Annotated in this window: 19 protein-coding genes; 5 read left to right on the top strand and 14 right to left on the bottom strand. The window is 66.9% G+C overall.

What is annotated here, in order from left to right; translation table 11 throughout:
• Window positions 1-2: 2 nt before the first annotated feature.
• Window positions 3-917: a ribokinase gene (locus tag GQY20_RS06850; protein ID WP_157216333.1), complete on the bottom strand. Its 915-nt coding sequence runs from the start codon at window positions 915-917 to the stop codon at window positions 3-5.
• A gap of 265 nt (window positions 918-1182) precedes the next feature.
• Between GQY20_RS06850 and GQY20_RS06855 the strand changes: the two genes are divergently transcribed.
• Together GQY20_RS06855 and GQY20_RS06860 are read left to right on the top strand one after the other, a co-directional pair.
• Window positions 1183-2019, top strand: coding sequence for an oxidoreductase (locus GQY20_RS06855; protein WP_157216334.1), 837 nt, complete (start codon window positions 1183-1185; stop codon window positions 2017-2019).
• Window positions 1974-2702, top strand: coding sequence for a cysteine hydrolase family protein (locus tag GQY20_RS06860; protein ID WP_232475924.1), 729 nt, complete (start codon window positions 1974-1976; stop codon window positions 2700-2702). The genes GQY20_RS06855 and GQY20_RS06860 overlap by 46 nt, the downstream gene beginning before the upstream one ends.
• Window positions 2703-2899: 197 nt before the next feature.
• Here the strand turns inward: GQY20_RS06860 and GQY20_RS06865 are convergent, their stop codons facing one another.
• The 4 genes from GQY20_RS06865 to GQY20_RS06880 form a co-directional block, all read right to left on the bottom strand.
• Window positions 2900-3748: an SDR family NAD(P)-dependent oxidoreductase gene (locus GQY20_RS06865; RefSeq protein WP_157216335.1), complete on the bottom strand. Its 849-nt coding sequence runs from the start codon at window positions 3746-3748 to the stop codon at window positions 2900-2902.
• 17 nt (window positions 3749-3765) lie between these two features.
• On the bottom strand, window positions 3766-5532 hold the full coding sequence (locus GQY20_RS06870) for an N-acyl-D-amino-acid deacylase family protein (protein ID WP_157216336.1): 1767 nt from the start codon (window positions 5530-5532) through the stop codon (window positions 3766-3768).
• A 47-nt stretch (window positions 5533-5579) separates the two neighbouring features.
• A complete protein-coding gene (locus tag GQY20_RS06875; protein ID WP_157216337.1) occupies window positions 5580-6284 on the bottom strand; it encodes a TetR/AcrR family transcriptional regulator in 705 nt (234 codons plus the stop codon).
• A 311-nt stretch (window positions 6285-6595) separates the two neighbouring features.
• Window positions 6596-8095 (bottom strand): hypothetical protein, encoded by a 1500-nt coding sequence (locus GQY20_RS06880; RefSeq protein ID WP_157216338.1) that lies wholly within the window; start codon window positions 8093-8095, stop codon window positions 6596-6598.
• Between the two features lie 171 nt (window positions 8096-8266).
• On the opposite strand from GQY20_RS06880, the gene GQY20_RS06885 reads away from it, so the two are divergent.
• Together GQY20_RS06885 and GQY20_RS06890 are read left to right on the top strand one after the other, a co-directional pair.
• Window positions 8267-9280 carry a D-alanine--D-alanine ligase family protein gene (locus GQY20_RS06885; protein ID WP_157216339.1) on the top strand — a complete coding sequence of 338 codons (1014 nt, stop codon included), beginning with the start codon at window positions 8267-8269 and terminating at the stop codon, window positions 9278-9280.
• A complete protein-coding gene (locus GQY20_RS06890; RefSeq protein ID WP_157216340.1) occupies window positions 9267-10088 on the top strand; it encodes an NTP transferase domain-containing protein in 822 nt (273 codons plus the stop codon). Before GQY20_RS06885 ends, GQY20_RS06890 begins: the two co-directional genes overlap by 14 nt.
• A 30-nt stretch (window positions 10089-10118) precedes the next feature.
• Here the strand turns inward: GQY20_RS06890 and GQY20_RS06895 are convergent, their stop codons facing one another.
• The 3 genes from GQY20_RS06895 to GQY20_RS06905 form a co-directional block, all read right to left on the bottom strand.
• The gene (locus tag GQY20_RS06895) at window positions 10119-11273 is read right to left on the bottom strand and encodes an epoxide hydrolase family protein (RefSeq protein ID WP_157216341.1); all 1155 of its coding nucleotides are present in this window, start codon (window positions 11271-11273) and stop codon (window positions 10119-10121) included.
• Window positions 11270-12196: an alpha/beta hydrolase gene (locus GQY20_RS06900; RefSeq protein WP_157216342.1), complete on the bottom strand. Its 927-nt coding sequence runs from the start codon at window positions 12194-12196 to the stop codon at window positions 11270-11272. Before GQY20_RS06900 ends, GQY20_RS06895 begins: the two co-directional genes overlap by 4 nt.
• A 154-nt stretch (window positions 12197-12350) precedes the next feature.
• Entirely contained in the window at window positions 12351-13493 is a 1143-nt protein-coding gene (locus GQY20_RS06905; protein WP_157216343.1) for an LLM class flavin-dependent oxidoreductase, read from the bottom strand.
• Window positions 13494-13616: 123 nt separating this feature from the next.
• Between GQY20_RS06905 and GQY20_RS06910 the strand changes: the two genes are divergently transcribed.
• Complete coding sequence (locus GQY20_RS06910; RefSeq protein ID WP_157216344.1) at window positions 13617-14261, top strand: TetR/AcrR family transcriptional regulator; 645 nt, start codon at window positions 13617-13619, stop codon at window positions 14259-14261.
• Window positions 14262-14269: 8 nt separating this feature from the next.
• On the opposite strand, the gene GQY20_RS06915 is transcribed toward GQY20_RS06910, so the two are convergent.
• From GQY20_RS06915 to GQY20_RS06940, 6 genes are all read right to left on the bottom strand, one after another.
• Window positions 14270-15166 (bottom strand): hypothetical protein, encoded by an 897-nt coding sequence (locus GQY20_RS06915; protein ID WP_198350861.1) that lies wholly within the window; start codon window positions 15164-15166, stop codon window positions 14270-14272.
• Window positions 15167-15192: 26 nt separating this feature from the next.
• Window positions 15193-15873 (bottom strand): uroporphyrinogen-III synthase, encoded by a 681-nt coding sequence (locus tag GQY20_RS06920; protein ID WP_232475925.1) that lies wholly within the window; start codon window positions 15871-15873, stop codon window positions 15193-15195.
• Window positions 15870-16787, bottom strand: a complete 918-nt coding sequence (gene hemC, locus GQY20_RS06925) for a hydroxymethylbilane synthase (RefSeq protein ID WP_157216346.1) — start codon at window positions 16785-16787, stop codon at window positions 15870-15872. The genes GQY20_RS06920 and hemC overlap by 4 nt, the downstream gene beginning before the upstream one ends.
• A gap of 92 nt (window positions 16788-16879) precedes the next feature.
• The gene (locus GQY20_RS06930; RefSeq protein WP_157216347.1) at window positions 16880-17632 is read right to left on the bottom strand and encodes a hypothetical protein; all 753 of its coding nucleotides are present in this window, start codon (window positions 17630-17632) and stop codon (window positions 16880-16882) included.
• An 11-nt stretch (window positions 17633-17643) separates the two neighbouring features.
• Window positions 17644-18615 (bottom strand): hypothetical protein, encoded by a 972-nt coding sequence (locus GQY20_RS06935; RefSeq protein WP_157216348.1) that lies wholly within the window; start codon window positions 18613-18615, stop codon window positions 17644-17646.
• 53 nt (window positions 18616-18668) lie between these two features.
• Window positions 18669-19703, bottom strand: a complete 1035-nt coding sequence (locus GQY20_RS06940) for a hypothetical protein (RefSeq protein WP_157216349.1) — start codon at window positions 19701-19703, stop codon at window positions 18669-18671.
• Window positions 19704-19758 lie beyond the last annotated feature (55 nt).

The following is a 19758-nucleotide window of genomic DNA, read 5'->3' on the forward strand; positions in this document are numbered from 1 at the left end:
CGTTAACTTGGCCGGGCAAGGAACGCCTCGACCTCAGCCCGGCTCGGCATCGCCGGCCCCGCGCCTTCGCGCCCGACGCACAGCGCCGCCGCCGCATTCGCCAGCCGCAGCGCCTGACCCGGCGCCACCCCCTCGTCGAGCAGGGCGGCAAGCGCGCCGCAGAAGCAATCGCCGGCGCCCGTTGTGTCTACCACGGGAACCAGGAAAGAGGGGGCAAATTCGACGTCGCTGGCAGTAACCAGCGCCGCGCCTGCCGCGCCCAAGGTCACGACCGCCGACTGCCCCGGCCGGCTCAGCAGCCGCCGCGCCACCGCCGCCTCTTCGGCAGTGCGCGGCTCGCCGTCGAGGCCGAGATAAGAGGCCAGCTCGGTCTGGTTGAACACCAGCATGTCGCTCGCCTCGAACAGCGCCTTTCCCTCGGGCAGCGCCGGCGCGGCGTTGAGGATGCGCGTGCCGCCGAGGCGCCCCACCCGCTCGAAGAAGGCCGCGATCGCCGGGATCGGCATTTCCAGCTGGCAGAGCACGATGCGCGCCTCGCCGATCTTGGCATCGGTCACATCGTCACCCGTCACCCGCGCATTGGCGCCGGGCACGACGATGATCAGATTCTCGCCGCTATCGTCGATCGGGATATAGGCTGCACCCGTCGGCACGCCCGCAATCCGGGCGACATGGCGCACGTCGACGCCCGATTCGGCGAGATAGCCGGAAAGGCCCACCCCATAGGCGTCGTCGCCGACGGCGCCGATGATATGCGTCGCCGCGCCCATGCGTGCCGCCGCGATCGCCTGATTCGCCCCCTTGCCGCCTGGCAGCAGCTTCATATCCCGCGTCGTGATCGTCTCGCCCGGCCGCGGCAGCGCGGCGACGCGCCAGATCACGTCCTGATTGATCGATCCCAGGATGCAGACGGACATAGACTCTCCTCGGTTCTTCCTAACCGTTCGGTTCGAGCGAAGTCGAGAACCCCGTCCGAGCGAAGCCGAGGAGCTTCACCAAAGGGTTCTCGACTGCGCTCGAACCGCACGGATAATAAGCGCGTCTGAGCTAATCTTGTCGCCCGGCGCTCGCTTTCCGGCGCCGGCCCACATGCGTATCCAGTCAACTTTTGGAGGCGGGCGCGGCAAGATAGGGTTCCGCCCCAGCGACTAGCGTTCGCTCGGAACAACGAAAGGACAGAGCGTGGCCACCTGGCTCATCACCGGCGTCAGCAGCGGATTTGGAGAAGCCATCGCCAAGGCGGCCCTGGATCGCGGCGATACGGTCTGCGGCACCGTTCGCAAGCCCGAGGCAAAGGCCGCGTTCGAGGCGCTGGCCCCCGGCCGCGCGCACGGCTTCCTGATGGACGTGACCGACGAGGCCCGCGTCCATGCCGCCGTTGCCGAAGCCGAAGCGCTGACCGGCGGCATCGACATCATGGTCAACAACGCCGGCCATGGCCTGGTCGGCGCGATCGAGGAAACGAGCCTCGCGGAGATCCGCGCGCTGTTCGAGGTGAACGTATTCGGCGCGGTCGCGGTGATCCAGGCGGTGCTGCCGGCGATGCGCGCGCGCAAGGCCGGCTTTATCATCAACATCACCTCGGTCAGTGGCCTCGCCCCCTGGTCGGGCACCGCCACCTATGGCGCGACCAAATATGCGCTGGAATGCTATGGCCAGACGCTCGCGCAGGAGGTAGGCGCGCTCGGCATTAAGGTGATGAACGTCGCGCCCGGCGGCTTCCGCACCGATTTCGCCGGCCGCTCGCTGGCGCTGAGCGAGAAGGTAATCCCGGATTATGCAGGCACCGCGCATATGGCGCGCGAGGTTCTCACCACCAATGTCGGGCGGGAGAATGGCGATCCGGCGCTGGCCGCCGCGGCGATCCTGAAGGCGATCGATAGCCCCGAGCCGCCGCTTCACCTGCTGCTCGGTGCCGATGCGCTCCATTATGCCGAGGATCAGCTGGCAGCCATCGCCGCGGATATCGATGCATGGCGCGAGACCTCGCTGTCCACCGCCATTCCCGTGCCGGCATGACCACGCACACGATCCACCTGCCCGAGTGGGCGGTCGAGCGCGGCCGCCAGCTCAACGATTTCCAGCATGTCGATCCCGCACGCACCGCGCTCGTCCTGATCGACATGCAGACGGTGTTCCTCGCCCCAGGCGAGGTGTTCGGCAACCCCTATGCACTCGCCATCGTGGATACGGTGAACCGGCTTGCCGCCGCCTTCCGCGCTGCCGGCTCGCCGGTGATCTGGACGCGCCAGACCGTGGACCACCGCCCGCCGCGCGCCATGCCCGGCTGGCAATATGATCTCTCCATCCCCGAAGTGCGCGAGGCGGTGGAGACGATGGAGGCCGGCACGCCCTCGCACGCCCTCCATCCGGCGATGGCGACGGCGCCGTCGGACATCGTGATCGACAAATATCGCTACGGCGCCTTCTCCTGCCCCGCCGGCGCGCTGGAGGCCGTGCTGAAGGCGCGCGACATCGACACGATCGTCATCGCCGGCACGCTCACCAACTGCTGCTGCGACAGCACCGCGCGCGAGGGCAATATGCGCGGCTACCGCGTCTTCTTCCTCTCCGACGCCACGGCGACCCGCACCGACGAGGAACATAATGCCGCCCTGCTCACGGTGCGGCTGATGTTCGCCGATGTACGGACGACGGAGGAGATGCTGGGCTTGCTGCAAGAGGCCACAGCGGACGCCTGACTCCCCTCCCACTTTTTTTCGTCATCCTGACGGAAGTCAGGATCCATTTCGCCGCAGCGTATCGCCTTATCGGCACCGCCGCGGCGAATGGATCCCGGATCAGCGAAGCAATCCGCTGAGCCGGGATGACGAAGACGTAAGAGCGACGGGTGAGATGTGCGAACAGCGCTGCTCTCCGAGAAAGAGCCGCGCGCCCCTCAAGCCAGGATCGCCCGAGCCTCTTCCGCCAGCTTCGGCCGATGCTCGCCGGTCAGATAGGCTGCGCGCGCCGCCGCGGCCTGCTCGGCCATCTCGGGATGGGTCGGTACCCAGAAATCGCCGCGGGCGATGCCGTCGAGGATGATCTCGCCGGCCTGCAGCGGGGTGAGGCCATGGTCCTTCAGCATTCCAGCCATGATCGCGCGATGCTTGTCGACGGTGCTCGGATTGTTGCCCGCGGGCGCATCGGTGAAGATCCGCGTCGCCACCGGCCCCGGCAGCACGCAGGAGACGGTGATCGGCGCGCCGATCAGCTCCATCTCCAGCGCCAGGCATTCGCTGAACGACAGCACCGCATGCTTGCTGACGATGTAGGGCGTCTGCACGGGCATCATGCCGAAGGAGCCGATCGAACCGAGATTGGCAATCCAGGCCTGCTTGCCCGCCGCGAGCATTCGGGGCGCGAAGGCGCGCACCGAATGGATCACGCCGAGCACGTTGATGGTCAGCGCCTTGTCCCATGTCGCTGCCGGTATCTCCCAGACATGACCGAGCATTTCGATGCCGGCATTGTTCACCAGCAAGGTGACCTCGCCATAGGCGTCATAGGCAGCGTCGGCGAGGCGATCGAGCGCGGAGGAATCCGACACGTCGGTCTGCACGGGCAGCGCCTCGCCGCCCTGAGCGCGGATGTCCGCCGCGACCGCCTCGATGCGGTCGGACGCGATGTCGGCCAGCACCAGCTTCATGCCGAGGGCGGCCGCGCGCCGCGCAATGCCCTCGCCAATGCCGCTGCCCGCTCCGGTGACGACGGCCACGCCGCCCCGGAAGACCTCATCCGCGCTCATATACTTGCCTCCTTGGATCACTCCGCCGCGATGGCCTCGCGCCGCCGCGTCTTGAGCTTCTCCATGTCGGCAACCCCGCCGCGAAGCAACTGGCCGGAATAGACCTCCGTCTGTTTGTCGTCCTGTATCGTAATCTGTCCGTTCACGAACACGTAGCGATACCCGCTGCCGCCCGACACCAGGCGATATTCGTCGCCGGGCAGATCGCGCCGGAATTCGGGGAAATTATAGCTGAGCTTCTCATAATCGTAGACGATGATGTCCGCGATCGCGCCCTCGCGGATCGTGCCGCGATCCTTGAAGCCTGCGCAGAAGGCCGGCAGCGCGGAGAGGCGCCAATGCGCCTCCTCGAGGGTCGAGAAGCCGTGCTCGCGCACATATTTGGCGATATATTCGGTGCCGTAGCTGCCCGCCGCCAGATATTTGAGGTGCGCGCCGCCGTCCGACAGGCCGGGGATGATATAGGGGTTGTCGATCAGCGCCTTGATGCCCTCGATCGTCGTGTCGAACTGGGTGGCGTGGAAGATCGTGCCGAGATCGTCGGCCACCACCATGTCGCACACCACGTCTACCGGATGCTGGCGCGTCGCCTCGGCGATCTCGCCGATCGTGCGGCCCTCGAACCATTTGTAGCGCACGTCGCCGGTCTGGTGCAGCTTGGTGTCCTGAATGCCGTCGATGAACATCACCTTCAGCGGCTCGGCGCGCAGCCTCTCGCGGCACGCCGGATCGGCGAGGTTGGCGAGCTTCTTCTCGCGCGGCACGTCCGGCCCGGCCAGCTCGTTCCACACCGGGCCCCACAGGTCCCAATAGTCGAAGGTGAACAGCAGCGGCGGATTCTGCGTAATGCCCTGGCCGTAAATGCGCAGGCCCTTGTCGTGGCAGCTCTGGAACCAGGCGAAGAGGTCCGGCCGCGCATCGCCGATCCAGCCGCCCGACGGCACCACCGCCTGCCAGATGATCGGCGCGCCGCTCACCCGCGCCAGCTCCTCCCAATGCTCGCGCGCAAGGCCCGCGCCGGAGAGCTCGATGAAGCCTTCGCCCCGCTCGCCGAGCACCCTGGCGAGCGCCAGCCGCGTCTCGTCGTGCATCACGTCGGTCGGCATCGGCGTGCCGTCATAGTCGGACTGCGCCGCCCCGCCGCTCGTCGTCGCCTCGGGATCTCCGGCAACGCCGAGGCACTGGGCGGACCAGCCGCAGGCGCCGGCATCCATCGCCTCGTTGAGCAGGCGGACCATCTCGGCATGCTCTGCGTCGGTCGGCTTACGGCCGGCCTTGGCGTCCTCCATGCCCATCACCCAGATCAGCAGCGGGTTGACCGGCACATAGGGCAGCACGTTGAGCGCCAGCGGCGTGCGGTCCATGCTGTCGAGCATCTCGGGATAGCTTTCCCAATCCCACGGGATCGCCGCTTCCATCGTCTTGATCGGGATCGCCTCGACCTTGGTCATCGACTGCATGGCGCGCTGGCGCAGCTCCTTCTTGAGCGGCGCGAAGCCGAAGCCGCAATTGCCGACGACGACCGAGGTGACGCCGTTCCAACCCGACGTCGTGAGATAGGGATCCCAGAAGACCTGCGCGTCATAATGGGTGTGCAGGTCGATGAAGCCGGGCGCCACGATCAGCCCGGTCGCGTCGATCTCGCGATCTGCGGTGGCGCCGGGCTGGATCCGCCCGACGCGCGTGATCACGCCATCGACGATGCCGATATCGCCCAGAAAGCGCGAATTGCGCTGCCCATCAACGATCATGCCGCCGCGAATGATGGTGTCATAATGTGCCATTGTCTCTCTCCTCGACACGTTTTCTCGGTTTTAGATCTGCCCGCTGCTCAAGCGATCCCCGCCTCCCGCCAGCCTTCCGGCAGCGTCTCTCCACGCTCCGCGGCGACGCCGATCAGCAGCCTGTCGATCACGCCTGCCCAGCCCGGCTCGGCCACGATGCGGCGATAATCATCTCCACAGGCACGAAGCAGGACCAACTCGTCCGCGCCCCGGCCGGCAAAGGCCGCGTCCACCGCCGCATCCGCACCCGCCCGTGCATCCACCGATCGCATCGCCGTCGCCACGAAAGCGGCGCCCAGCGCGGCGGCGCGCATGTCCCGCATCAGCGCCAGCGCATCGGGGCCGGCAAAGCCGCGCAGATGCATCGCCTGCAAATAGAGCTCGATCCCGTCCACCTCACTCTCGGGCGGGAAGCCGCCATTGGCATATTCCAGGATCAGCCCGGGCTGGCCCGCGAAGCTGTCGAAAAGCATCTCGGCATAGGCCCGCGCAAGCCCCGCCCAATGCTGGCCGACATCCTTCGGCGTCATGGAATCGCGCAGATGCGCATCCGCGACAAGGCGCAGCAACTCGCTCCGGTTACGGACATGGCGATAGAGCGCAGCAATCGAAACACCGAGCCGATCTGCCACCGACGTCATGGTCACATCGTCGAGACCGATCTCCAGCGCGGCCTCGATGATCGCACCGCGCGTAATCCGGCTGGGACGGCCCAGCGGACGCGAAGACTCGGCAGTGATCGGCATCGACATAGTGAAACTGTTTCACAAACTCCGGCCCCGGTCAACGCTCTGTGGAGTTGAGTGAAATTGTCGATCACTGGCATCGGACTAAATCATTGGCCGATCAAAACCCTGTGGTTAATACGGGGGCCATGCAGATCGGTGGCGACGCCTTCGCCTACGGGCGCCGCCGCCGGCGGGGGCCGGAATCGCAAACGTTCCTGAGGGGACGTAGCGGTTCCGGCCTTCGTTCGTAGAACGGCCTGCGATCTGCTCGCACTCATCTCTTCCCCGAAGGGGAGGGCTTTACGCATCCGCCTGATCGCAACCCGGGTGCCGCCCTACAGGTCGGCGACGATGTCCAGCTTGGCCGCGATCGCGCCCATATCATCCTGCAGCCGGGCTTGAAGCGAGGCGGAATCCATCGCGGCAAATTCGACCATCTGGGGCATCGAGAGGCCGATGCGCAGCGTGCCGGCATAACCACCCTCGGGCAGCGGGATGCATTTCACGGGCTGACCGAGCCGGATCCGGCGCGCCGCGACGACACGATTCGCCGGGCCGAGCACATTGCTGCCGAGATCGTCGAGCAGCATGCGATAGAGTTTCCGCGATCGCTCGAAGCCGATCTTGCGACGCGTCTGGCCGAGATCCACCGTCACCAGCGTGCGCATTTCCTGCGGCCGCACGCTGCTGTCCTGCCAGTCATTCGCCATTTGTGGGATGGCCCGCACCGCACCGAGCCGGGCGGTGAGCATGTCCACCGCCTCATCGAACAGGTCGAGCGTGCGGCGCACGTCCGCCGGCGTCAACCGCTGATAGAGCTCCAGTTCGTAGATCGAGGCTTCCAACCGCAGCAGCAGGCCGAGATTGGCTCCCTCCGGCAGTCGCTCCGCCCCCGGCCAGCTTTCCGGCCATTCGGCACGGCAGAACAGCCGCTCGAAACCCGGCAGCATGCCTGCCGATTTCTGCATGGCACCGCGCGGCACCAGCGCGACGCCGCTGAACGGCGGCCCGCCCATGAATTTGGATCCGGTCAGGAACACGGTCGCGCCCCGCGCCAGATAGGATGCGACGGTCGATCCGCCGAGCCGGCACTGGCAGGCATCGACGACGAAGCTCAGCGCATCCCCGAATCGGCGGCGCAACGCGTCGATATGCGCGAAGCTGGGCAGGATCAGGCCGGTCTTGGAGCCATGCACGACATGGACCAGCGCGTGCCGCTCCGCCCGCGCAGCGGCATCGACAAGCGCACCGATCTCCAGCAGGAGATCCTCGGACGGCATTGGCACGCCGCCCATGCCTCGCGCCGCCAGCGCGTGCAGCCGCACCCGATCAGGATTGGCGGGATCGATCGCTTCGCCGGGTGCCACCACGAGACCCAATGGTGTCCGGTCCGCGAAGTAATGGCCGCGCGAACTGTGGATGCAGCCGCTGCCTACCTCGTCCGCGCCGAGCAGCATATTGTCGATCCCGGCCGCTCCGGCGCGATGGCCGACGGCGAGGCCGACATATTCGAGGTCCGTGCCGGACGCGGCGAAGACGATCTCGGTGCTCGCCGGCAGACGCAGCGCGCGGCGGATACGCTCGCGCAATCCGTCCAGCGCCGCACGATAGCCCCGGGCGTCCAGCACGCCGTCGGGCGCGATACGCTCCAGCCGGCGCTGCACCTCGGCAAAGGCTGCCGGAGAGATGGCATTGGCGGTGGAGGAGGAATAGGCCATCACGCCGCTCGGCTGCGGTGCCACGAGATAGGGATTGAGGCCCGTGCCGGGATCGACCGCAATGCGCCGGTCACCACCGGTCGTCATCAATCCGGCGGCCAGTTCCGCCCGGTCCATGACCGCGGCCTTTTCGGAAAACATTACGGAAATGACTCTACCCTCGTCCGCCGGCGCTGGCGTTCTGCGGTGAGGCTAGGAAGGGAAAATGACACGATGATGAACTTGGAGTCACAAAAACCGTCATCAAACTGAGGGGCGATCGTAACAGAGAGGGCGTTGAACGGGCCCATGCTCGACTCCGCTCATCTGTGGAAACCCACCGCCGTGCCCGCCGCCGCCAAGGAGCGGCTGCGTATCCTGTTCATCGCCAAGCATGCGCTGTGGAACGGCGAACTGCACCCCGAGGACGGCAACCATGCCGTCTATCATCGCGAGATGCGCGAGACGCTGGAAGGGATCGGCCTCAATCTCACCCTCGCCGACAGCTATGAGACATTGTTCCAGAGGCCGGACGTCGATTTCGTCTTTCCGCTGCTCAACCGCGGCGGCTTCCTGAACTCGGAGATGCTGCTGCCGCTGCTCTGCACGCGCCATGGCATTCCCTTCCTCGGCGCCAGCCCGATCCTGCGCGGCCTTTCCGACGACAAGCATCTCGCCAAGCGCGAGGCGTCGGCACGCGGCATCCGGACGGCGCCCTGGGCGATCTACCGCCGCGGCGCGCCGGTCGATGCCGCCACCTGCCCGCAGGGCGACCGGCTGGTGATCAAGCCCAACGCCTCCTCCGCCTCCTGGGGTGTCGGCGATGCCACCGACTGGGCCGGCGTCGACGCCGCCGTCGCGCGTATCCATGCCGAGGGGCATGACGCGATCGTCGAGCCCTTCCTCGACGGCAGCGACGTCGAGGTGCCGGTGATCACCGTCGACGGCCGCCCACGCATCATGCCGATGATGTTGTTCGAGCAGGCCGATCCCACCCATTTGCGCACCTATTGGGAAAAGCGTGACCTGGTCGACCGCAGCGCCAAATACAGGCTGGTGCCGCTGGAGGACGAGGCGATCACGCGGCGGATCACGGCGATGACCGAGACGCTGGTCGGCATCTTCGCACCGTTCGACTATGGCCGCTTCGAGTTCCGCGTGAATCTCGTGACCGGCGAGGTCAATTTCCTGGAGGTCAACCTCAACTGCAATCTCTGGTCGGCGAAGGTGTTCGGCCGCTCGGCCGCGCTGGCCGGGCTCAGCCAGGCGGAGCTCATCGAGACGATCGTCGCCGAGAGCCTGATGCGCCATGGCCTCTGCTGAAACACCGATCACCGTCCTCGTGCTCGCCGGCAAGCGCGGCGGCACGCTCGATCCGCTCGCCGAACGCGCGGGTACCACCCACAAATGCCTGGTGCCGGTCGGCGGCAAGCCGCTGATCGAGCATTTGCTGGCGACGCTCGACGCCGCGCCCGAGGCGACGATGGTGATCGTCTCGATCGACGATGTCGGCGTGCTCGATCATCTGCCGACGATCCGGTCGCTCAAGGCGCAAGGCCGGCTGCGCATCACCCAGGCGCAGCCCAACCTGGCCGACAGCATCTTCGTCGCTGCCGAGGACGCGCGCTTCCCGCTGCTGATCACGACGGCAGACAATGCACTGTTCACCCACGCCGCACTGAGCACGATGGCGGCGCGCGTGCGCGAGACGGGCGCGGAGATCGCCGCGGCCTTCGCGCGCAAGGATGCGGTGCTTGCCGCCCATCCCGAGGGCCAGCGACGCTTCTACGCCTTCGCCGACGATGGCTATTCCAACTGCAACTGCTATTGGATCGACAGCCGTGACGCGCTCTCCGCCGCCAACATCTTCCGCAGCGGCGGCCAATTTTCCAAGCATCCGATGCGGATCGCCCAGGCCTTCGGCATCCTCAACCTGATCCGCTTCCGCCTCGGCATCGGCACGTTGGAGAACGCCTTCGCCCGCTTCTCGAAACGGCTGCGCAAGCGCATGCGCCCCGTGATCTTCGACGACGGCTCGCTCGCCATCGACGTCGACAATGAGCGCACCTATCGGGTGGTCGAGACGATCATGGCGCAGCGTGCAGAACGCACGATGGGCCGCGCGGCGTAAACTTCTTCATCCTCCCCGGAACGGGGAGGATCAAAACGGATTCCGCAACTCCCGCGCATAGGCCAGCAGATCCCGCGTAAACAGCTCCGGCTGCTCCATCGCGGCGAAGTGCCCGCCCTTGGGCTGCTCGGTCCAGCGCACGATATTGTAGCTCTTCTCCATCGTGCTGCGCGGAAAGCGGGCGAGCTCGCCGGGGAAGTCCGCCATCGCCACCGGCTTGGTCACCCGGGCGCCGGGCGGCACCGGCTCGTCGAACACGCCGCGATAGAGCCAGGAGGCTGTGCCGAAGGTGTTGTTGGCGAGATAGACCATGATGTTGTCGAGTATCTGGTCGCGCGTATAAACCGACCAGAGGTCGCCATTTTCGAGCTGCGACCAGGTGTGGAACTTCTCCACCAGCCATGCTGCGACGCCGAGCGGGCTGTCCGCCATGGCATGGTCGAGCGAGACCGGCTTGGTCGACTGGATCACCATATAGCCGCTCTCGATCCGCCAGACCTCGCCCAGCTTCTGCGCGGCGGCGATCTCCTCGGGCGTCTCCGGCTGCGCGTCCGGATTGGTCCAGCCGAAGGCGAAGTTGAGGTGCAGCGCGGTGCAGCCCTGCCCTTCATAGCCGAGCCAGCCGGAGACGGACGATCCCCAGTCGCCGCCCTGGGCGATATAGTCGTGATAGCCAAGCTCCTCGCGCATCATCGTATCGAACGCCCTGGCGATGGTGCGCGGACCGATCGGCTTGGCCGGCTTGGACGAGAAGCCGTAGCCGATCAGCGAGGGGATCACGACAGTCAGCGCATCGGCCGGATCTCCGCCGAACTTCGCCGGATCGGTCAACCGCTCGATCGATGCCAGGAATTCGACGAAGGAGCCCGGCCAGCCATGGATGATGATCGCGACCTTGGGATCCGGCCCCTTGCCCTTCACATGGATGAAATGGACGTCATAGGGCGCGCCATCCACCTCCACCGAGGCGAGGAAATGCGGGAAGCGGTTCATCGCCGCCTCGCGCGCGCGCCAGTCATAATGGTTCAGCCAATAGTCGACGAGGCTGCGCATCTCCGGCACGCTCGCGCCATAGGCCCAGGGGTCGCCGACCGCCTCGGTCGGCCATTGCGCGTCGCGCAGCCGGCGCTCGATCCAGTCCAGCCGCTCCTGCGGCACCGCGATGGAGAAGGGCCGCACGCTCATGCGTCGACCCTCGCAAAGGCGCCGCGCAGCGCCTCGGCCCCTTCGGCGACCGCCTGATCGCCCTCGGGCAGCATGCCGAACATGCTGGCGAAACCGTGGAAGACGCCCGCATAATCGGCGTAGCGCGCCGGCACGCCTGACGCGATCAGCCGCTCCGCATAGGCCTTACCCTCGTCGCGCAGCGGATCGCATTCGGCGGTGATTACCGTCGCCGGCGGCAGGCGCGACAAATCCTCGGCGAGCAGCGGCGAGGCCCAGGGATGGCCACGGTCCTTCGCATCCGGGATGTAGGAGGAGACGCACAGCTCCGAGAAATCGGAATCCAGGAAATAGCCATTGGCATAGAGCCGTTCGGACTCGGTCTCGCCCGTGAGGTCGGTGCCCGGATAGAAAAGCAGCTGGTGGACCAGCGCCGGCCCACCCTCGTCCCGCGCCCGGAGCGCAGCGACGGTGGCGAGCGATCCGCCGGCGCTGTCGCCGCCCACCGCGATGCGCCGCGTGTCGAGGCCATGGTCGGCGCCATGCGCCGCGACCCAGCGCAGCGCGGTCAGCGCATCGTTAACTGCGGCGGGAAAGACATGCTCGGGCGCGAGCCGATAATCGACCGAGACGATCGCGCATTCGGCCAGCCGTGCCAGCCGGTGGCACAGCCGCTCATGGCTGGAGACACCGCAGGCGATGTAGCCGCCGCCATGGTAGAAGACGAGCACCGGCTCCGCCTCCCCCGCCTCCTCGCGCCGATAGATGCGCACCGGCACGCCGTCCGCATCGGCATCGGCGGAGACGATCCGATCCGCCGGATCGGCGGGCTGCTCCATCGCTCGGGAGCTTTCGCGGAACTGGAGCGGGGTGATTGCCTTCCAGTCGACCGGATTGGCATTGAAATGGGCCAGCATGCCCTGTGCGATCGGCGTCAGCGCCATCGATTCCCTCCTGTAGGCTTTCTTTTATCCTCCCCCGCAGGGGGAGGGGGACCATGCGCAGCATGGTGGAGGGGTTCCGGCCTGAGGAGAGCGGAACCCCTCCACCGCGCCTCGCGCGGCCCCCCTCCCCGTTCCGGGGAGGATTACACGCGTCTCACGCCGCCTTGGCGCGGGCTTCCTTCTTGCGGAAATGGGGGATGATCGTCTCGCCATAATGGGTGAGCGTTTCCATGATCGCCTCGTGCGGCACGGTGCCCATCTGCATCAGCATCAGGCATTCGTCCGCGCCCGCCGCCTCGAGCCGCTCGATATGCGCGATCACCTCGTCCGGGGTGCCATAGGCATGATCGACATTGTACATGTCGGTCGCCGCCGCCGTCACCGGGATCTTGGCCTCGTTGAGATAGGCGACTGTCGCCTCCTCGGCCTTCTTCACCGCGGCGATATGCTCTTCTGACGAGGCTTCCTCGACATCCGGCTTGGCGCCGCCGCCATACCAGTAATGGATCGCCTGGGCGAAGAAGCGCTGGCCGCGCAGGCCGATGCGCAGCGCCTTCTCGCGATCGGTGCTGACGATCGTCGGGCAGCCCACGGCGAGATATTCGTTGGGGAAATAGCCGACCTGCCTGGCCGGATCGCGGTTCGAGAAGGCCTCGCGATAGATGCCGTTCAGCCGCGCCGTATCCTCCGGTGTGCTGAAGCCGAGGATCATCCCGCCGAGGCCGCGCGAGCCGGCGTTGCGCAGCGATTCATCGCGCGTGCAGGCCATGAACATCGGCGGGTGCGGCTGCTGATAGGGCTTGGGATGGATCGGCCGGCGCGGGATCTTGATATATTCGCCGTCATGCTCGATCTCGTCCTCGACCATGATCTTGGGGATCAGGTACATGGATTCGTCGATCATCGGCTGCAGCTCGGCAAGATCGTAGCCGAAGGTCCCGGCTTCCTGCTGGGTGCCGCCCTTGCCGACCCCGAAATTGACGCGGCCGCGCGACAGGATGTCGAGCGTCGCCACCCGCTCCGCCACCTTCACCGGATGGTTCATCTGCGGCGGCAGGCAGATCACGCCATGGCCGATGCGGATCCGTTCGGTCTTGCCCGCGACGAACGCCAGGAAGGTCTCCGGCGAGGACATGTGGGAATATTGGGTGAGCGCGTGATGCTCCACCGCCCAGACCCCGTCGAGGCCCATTTTCTCGGCATAAACGGTCTGCTCGACCGCCTCGTAGAAGGTCCGCTGCTCGGACTCGCGCGACGTGTCCACCATCTGCGCTTCGAAGCAGATCGAGAATTTCATGGGTCTCTCCTCGTGACTCGCGGTCTGCGCCGCGACATGATTTATAGCGTGCTATAACATCAGCGCGCAAGGCTTCCCTCCGCCGACGCGTTGGGGCAATCGGGTAGGCCGAAGGGATGGAATGTGAAGGTACAGGAAGCGATGGACCGGCGGCGCAAGGCTATATTGGCCGCCGCTCGGGCGATGTTGGAAAAGGAGCCGCTATCGATGCGGCGCCTCGCCGAGGCGGCCGGTGTCAGCCAGGCGACCCCCTATAATCTGTTCGGCACCAAGCGGCGGATCTTCCTGACGCTTTATCAGGAACTGAATGACGATCTTCTGGCGCGGATCCGCGCTGGCGACGCGCGCGACGCGCTGGACCGAATGTATGAGGCGATCCGGCTGATGGCGGGCACCCTCGCCGCCGAACCCGGCTTCTTCCGCGCCCTCATCGCCGTCATATATTCGAGCGATGCCGAGGATGCGGACATCGGGACCGCCGATCCCGCCGTGGCGCTGTGGACCGAGCTGATGGGTGCGCTCGCCGGAGAGCGGCTCATCGCCGCCTCGGTGGATATCGCAGCCTTCACGCGCAATTTCGTCTATCTGGTGGGCGGCGCGCTGATGGATTGGACCGACGGGCGCATCGATGCCGACGCGCTGGAAACAGCTGTGCGCTACGGCTTCACCCTCGCCACGCTGGCGGTGGCGACCGATGCGTCGCGTTCGCGGCTCGAACGAGTGCTGGCGGCGGCCCCCCTATCCTCGCCTCCGACCGGCACAGGATAGGATGAAGCCTACGCCTTGCCCGCCTTGCTGGACTCGGCTTTCGCCGCCGGTTTCGCAGGAGCCGGTGTCTCCTTAGGCGAAACTACAGTCGGAACAGCAGGCGGTGGCACCGGATCACGCGGGGCGAGCAGCGCCGCGGTCTCGATAACGTCTAGCGCGCTGCGCGCGGCAGCATAACGGCGCGCCGCCGCGATCCAGCCATTCGCCTTGTCATGCGCGGGCAGCCGCGCGACCTCGGCGAGTGCCTCGTCGACATGGCCGGCCTCGGTCAGCATCATCGCCCGCTGGACCCGCTGGGCCGGTTCGGTAGGCAATGCGCCGGCATGGCGTACGACGATCAGGCTGCCGACCTCGCGCCGCATCGCTGTCCACCAGCTCGATGCGGGTGCCGGCCCGGCCAAAGCAGGGGCTACTTCGGCGAGGCCTGACTGCAACATATCGAGGGTCGTCGGCTGACGCGCTGCACTGATGATCGTCGCCACGGCCTGCGGCTGACCGTCGCCGAAACGGGCGCGCAGCAACGCCTCGATATAGCCGAGCGGAATACCCCGATCCAGCGCTCGGCGTGCGGCGAAAGCCACAAGCAGCCCTTCGGCGCGATCGGCATTGCCCACCGCCGCCTGGGCGCGCACGTCGATCTGACCGATGCGCGCCTCGAGATCGGCAACGCGTGCATCGATCTGCGCGCCATCCTGCGGCGTCGCCAGGAGACGCGGCGCGGGCGGGGGCGTAACGGGCGCCTGCGGGGCCGGCTGGCGCGCCAGATAGGCGGTCGCCTTGTCCCAGTGGGTGAGCACCCATCCCATCGCGATCGATCCCGCCACGAAGGCGATCACGATCACGATCAGCCAGCGCAGCAGGCCACCCTTCCTGGGCTCGGTCATGTCGCTGGCATAGTCGTTCATCGCTGCTTTCCCGTCTGCTCGTCCCTCTAGTCGCACAAGCGCGCGGCGACCGCCAGCAGCGCGTCGTCGGTCGGGACCGCCGCCGCCGCCGCCCGCTCCCAGCCTTCGCCGGACGCAGCCAGCGCCGCCGGACTGATCGCGGCCAGCCGCAGACCGCCACGGCAGACGCCTGCGCGATCCACCAGTTCCGCAAGCATGCGCGCCGCTCGGGGCGAATGGAGCAGGACGATCGGGTGCCCGCCCAGCGCCTCCACAATCGCTGCCGCAGCGGCCGCGTCCCTGTCGGACGCATAGACGATCCGCCGTTCGATCGACACCGAGGCGCGCGCCGCTTCGCGATGCTCGCGTCCGGCGAGATGAAGCAAGCGGCGCACATCCCCGGGCAATGCGGCGACCAGCGCCGCGGCGTCGCCGCGATGTTCGATCACGGTATGAAACCCTGCCGCGCGCGCCGCTGCAGCCGTCGCCGCACCGACCGCATGAAGCGGCAGATGATGATAACGGGTCAAGCCCGGCCCGCCGTGGCGGACGGCATTGGCGCTCGTCATCATCACCGCATCGAAGCCCTCGGCCCGCGGGGGATCCCAGGGCAAACGCCGGATGCGGAAAAGCGGCTGGACGATCGGTTCCAGCCGCAGCGCCCGCGCCCGTTCGGCGGTGGCGCCCGCACCTGGCTCGGGCCGCAGTATCAGGACCGCGCGGGTCACCCGGCGAACAGCGCCCTCAGCACGGGCGATGCCTGTTCGAGCAGCCGCTTGGCGAGCGCGGCCGCGCCGGCATGCCCATCGCCCGCCAGCTGCGCCTCGCCGCCGACGCATTCGGCCCCATCCTCGCTCAATATCTCGGCGCGAAGCCAGAGACCGTCTCCATGCTCCACCGCCAGCGCCGCGACCGGCGAACGGCAATCGCCGCCCAGGGCGGCCAACAACGCCCGTTCAGCCGCCACGCAGCGGTGCGTCGCGCGGTGATCGATCGCAGCGAGCAGGGCGAGCAGGTCCGTGCGCACGGCGAGCGCCTCGATACCGACGGCGCCCTGCGACGGAGCGGGCAGCATCGTCTCGACCGGAATGGCATGACCGATGCCGTCCTTCTTCAGCCGATCCAGGCCAGCGGCGGCAAGCAGGGTCGCCTCCGCCTCGCCTGCTGCGAGTTTCGCCAGCCGCGTGTCGACATTGCCGCGGAACAGTACCACCGAGCAATCCGGCCGGCGGCGGCGCACTTGCGCGCTGCGCCGGGGCGAGGAGGTGCCGACGCGCGCGCCGACCGGCAGCGCTTCCAGCCGCTCGACGCCGATCAGCCGGTCGCGCACGTCTGCCCGCGGGAGCATCGCGGCCAGCGCGATCTCGAGCGGGCGGATGGTCTCGACATCCTTCATCGAATGGACCGCGAAATCGATCTCGCCGTCGCCGAGCGCCCGGTCGAGCTCGCGCGTCCACAGCGCCTTGCCGCCGACCTCGGCGAGCGCGCGATCCTGGATGCGATCGCCGCTGGTGCGGATCGGCACGATCGCGATCGCCTCTTCGCTCCAGCCATGGGTGCGACGAAGGGCATCGGCCGTCATATGGGCCTGGACGAGGGCGAGCGGCGACCCGCGGGTACCGAGACGAAGCGGAAACTGCATGGGGCGCCGCTCTAGAGCCTGATGCTTTTGAGGGAAAGCGCTTCGCGCTCCTGCTGAAAACGGGCGGCGGGTTCTCGTGGAAGCGTAGACGGCTACAGCGTGATCCGCGCCAGCGTCGTGCCGTCGCGATGGCTCTTCAGCTCATAGGACAGCACGGTCACGTCGATCGTGCCGGCCGAGGCGTCCGGCGTCGATCCGGTGATCCGCGCCAGCAGCTCGATGGTCGCGCCCGATCCATATTGCACGCGGTCGCGGATCAGCTGCGCCTGCTGGGGCGGGACGCTCCAGCGCTGCGCCGTCTCGGCATTGTCGAACTTGACGGAGACCTGCTCTCCGAAGCTCTTGAAAGTGACGACCGAGCTCGGCGCGAGCGCGCGGATCGTATATTCGTTGTAGCTCGGATCGAAGTCGCTCAGATCGGCGTCCATCGTCAGGCGGATCAGACCCACATCCTTCGCCGCGGCCAGACCGGCATCGATCTTCTGGCGCAGCGCCTTACGCGCCGCATCCCGGTCGATCGGCTGGGCGAAGCGGACGCTGGTGTCGTTCTCGATCCAACTGTCGACCGGCGGCGTCGCGCCGGAGAGGCTGTAATAGAGCAGCACCATGGTGAAATCGTCGGGACTGGCGAGCTCCCGCGTGCGTCCCGCGAGATTGGCCGGCGGGGCACCCGTGGATTGCATGGATGCCCCGGCCGGCGCGGCGCCCCCGCCCGCGGTCGATGAAGTACCGGCGGCATCGCTTCCGCCGGGCGCAGTCGCATTTCCGGCGGGTGCCTTGCCGCAGGATGCCAGCAACAGGGCCGACGCCAGGAGCAATGCGAGCGGGAGCGATGACGGCCGCATCTGTTCCATCCTCACAGCTTGGGCTTGTCGGCACTCTGCGCCGCACCCTTGACCTCATTCGCCTGCCGCTGCTGGTCGGCCTGCGACAGCGCCTGCTCGGTGTCGTTGATCCGCTTGACGCCTTCCGCACCATTCTGCGCGGTCACGGCGAGGCTATGCGCCAGACCGGGATTGTCGTCCGATTGCGTGATCTGCGCGCCCACCGTCACGCCGCAATCGGGGTTCAGCTGGGTCGAGGCATCAGGCGAGGCCGTGATCATGCACCGTTCATAGAGCGGCGAAGTCTCGGTGACCGGCCGCCCGCTCGGATCATATTCCCAGAATATCTGGCGGACCTTGTTGCCGTCGCGGGCGAGCGAGGGCGACCCATATTTCGCCTTGAGCGCGGCTTCCACGGATTCGACCGTCGGCAGCTTGCCGGCCTCATAATATTCCTCGCGCGCGACGGAGACGACCTTCTCCTGGCCCGGAAGGCCCATGGTGCTGACGAAATAGCGGGACTGGCCGGGCTTGAGGGGCGCCTCATAGGCGTTCATCCCTCGCCGCATCGAGTCCTCCTGCATCTCCTTGACGATGTCCTGCCCGGTCTTCTCGACGCGCGGCTCGGCGAAGCTCGCGAGGAAGCCCTGGCGGATCTTGGTGCCATGGGTGTCGATGTCATAGTTGCGGTCGGCGGTTTCCTTCACCACCAGCAGCGGATTGTCGCACATCACGAAATGCGCGGCCTCGCCCCAGCCCATGCCGGGACGCACGCCCACCACATCGTCCACCGGCGCACCCGCCGGACGCGGCGTCTCGGCCGTAGCGGGACAGCTCACGTCGCCACGCGCCTCGGCGGCGACTTCCTCGGCCGTGGCATTCCCGCTCGCGGTGGTCGCATTGTCCGCGGTCGCTCCGGCGTTGTCGAGGTCCGCCTTCTTGTGGCAACCCGCGAGAAGCAGGAGCAGTGCGGCGCCACCGGCCAGCACGAGAGATTTGTGCACGAACATGCCTCCCTTCAGTCAGATGTGATGATCAGGAACGGCAAGGCGCGGCGCTATTGGCTGCACGCTCCCTTGGTTTCCTCATAGGAACGGAAATCGGCATAGACCCTGCCGTTGAACCGGTAGAGGCTGTGGCAGAAGCCCGGACCGCCTGCCACCACGTCGCGCCAGCCTGCGGCATTCTTGGAATCCTGGACCAGCGGCATCCCCTCGCCCGACGCGAAGATCAGCTTCCAGCCCCCCGGCACCGGGGTGACGATGTTGAAATGCATTCCGACATTGCCGTAGCATTGGTCGCTTTCGTCATAGACCATCACCTCCGGCCGCCCGTCGCCGTTGAGGTCGATCACCGGCCCGTCACCGGCAAGCTGATCCTCCCCGAATATATGGACCTCGCTCACCCCGTCGCACCCGGTCCACTTGCCCCTGATGCGCTTGTAACCGGCAGCCGTCAGGATGGCGGCCAGGTCTCCCGGCGAAATCGCGCCCATGCTGTACGGCGCAGTCCAACCGGCAGTCGGCACGACCCCTGCGGCTGTCCTGGTGGGAGATGCGGGGAGAGCCAGGTTCTTCCTCGCCTCGAGATCCGACGCGTTCGCATAGCGCTGTCCCTCGACATCATGGACGTAGGCGGTAGCGCGCGCGCCCTGCACGATCGTGAGGTTACGCCAGCCATTCGTCGTCCCGTCCGCCCATTTGGGCGAACCATGGACGCTGAGGATATTCTGCCAGATCCCACGGGCATCGCGCATCACGATATCCGCGGTGATCGGCACGGGTGGCTCGCCTGGACATTTGCGCTCGCCAAGCACCATATATTCGGTCTTGCCGTCGCCATTGACGTCGATCTGGGCGACGACCGGGCGGTTTGGCATCTTCGTGTCGCCGCAATAGACGAACACGCTCCGTCCGTCAGGCGTGATCTGATATCCGGCCGCATTGACGATATCGATGCGATCCTTGAGCGGAAGAGCCGACGGAAAGCCGACGCCCGGCCGCACCTGCTGCGCGGGCGCGACCCCGGTCGCCGTCGCAACGACGAGCATGGCAAGCGCGCAACGCTGAATCCACGCTTTAGCAAAGACCATATGCGCATCCCGTTGTCCGGTCGCGTCGCTTGTGCCTCGTCGATCCGCTTGCGAC

Source organism: Flavisphingomonas formosensis, from assembly GCF_009755815.1.
In the GTDB taxonomy this organism is placed as follows: Bacteria; Pseudomonadota; Alphaproteobacteria; order Sphingomonadales; family Sphingomonadaceae; genus Flavisphingomonas; species Flavisphingomonas formosensis.

Excerpts from the sequence above, each read along its gene's own strand:
- GQY20_RS06915 (WP_198350861.1), bottom strand. The coding sequence starts at position 15,166 with ATGAACGACTATGCCAGCGACATGACCGAGCCCAGGAAGGGTGGCCTG.
- GQY20_RS06885 (WP_157216339.1), top strand. The coding sequence starts at position 8,267 with ATGCTCGACTCCGCTCATCTGTGGAAACCCACCGCCGTGCCCGCCGCC.
- GQY20_RS06890 (WP_157216340.1), top strand. The coding sequence starts at position 9,267 with ATGGCCTCTGCTGAAACACCGATCACCGTCCTCGTGCTCGCCGGCAAG.
- GQY20_RS06895 (WP_157216341.1), bottom strand. The coding sequence starts at position 11,273 with ATGAGCGTGCGGCCCTTCTCCATCGCGGTGCCGCAGGAGCGGCTGGAC.
- GQY20_RS06940 (WP_157216349.1), bottom strand. The coding sequence starts at position 19,703 with ATGGTCTTTGCTAAAGCGTGGATTCAGCGTTGCGCGCTTGCCATGCTC.
- GQY20_RS06850 (WP_157216333.1), bottom strand. The coding sequence starts at position 917 with ATGTCCGTCTGCATCCTGGGATCGATCAATCAGGACGTGATCTGGCGC.
- GQY20_RS06930 (WP_157216347.1), bottom strand. The coding sequence starts at position 17,632 with ATGCGGCCGTCATCGCTCCCGCTCGCATTGCTCCTGGCGTCGGCCCTG.
- GQY20_RS06880 (WP_157216338.1), bottom strand. The coding sequence starts at position 8,095 with ATGGACCGGGCGGAACTGGCCGCCGGATTGATGACGACCGGTGGTGAC.
- hemC (WP_157216346.1), bottom strand. The coding sequence starts at position 16,787 with ATGCAGTTTCCGCTTCGTCTCGGTACCCGCGGGTCGCCGCTCGCCCTC.
- GQY20_RS06865 (WP_157216335.1), bottom strand. The coding sequence starts at position 3,748 with ATGAGCGCGGATGAGGTCTTCCGGGGCGGCGTGGCCGTCGTCACCGGA.
- GQY20_RS06870 (WP_157216336.1), bottom strand. The coding sequence starts at position 5,532 with ATGGCACATTATGACACCATCATTCGCGGCGGCATGATCGTTGATGGG.
- GQY20_RS06905 (WP_157216343.1), bottom strand. The coding sequence starts at position 13,493 with ATGAAATTCTCGATCTGCTTCGAAGCGCAGATGGTGGACACGTCGCGC.
- GQY20_RS06900 (WP_157216342.1), bottom strand. The coding sequence starts at position 12,196 with ATGGCGCTGACGCCGATCGCACAGGGCATGCTGGCCCATTTCAATGCC.
- GQY20_RS06860 (WP_232475924.1), top strand. The coding sequence starts at position 1,974 with ATGGCGCGAGACCTCGCTGTCCACCGCCATTCCCGTGCCGGCATGACC.
- GQY20_RS06875 (WP_157216337.1), bottom strand. The coding sequence starts at position 6,284 with ATGTCGATGCCGATCACTGCCGAGTCTTCGCGTCCGCTGGGCCGTCCC.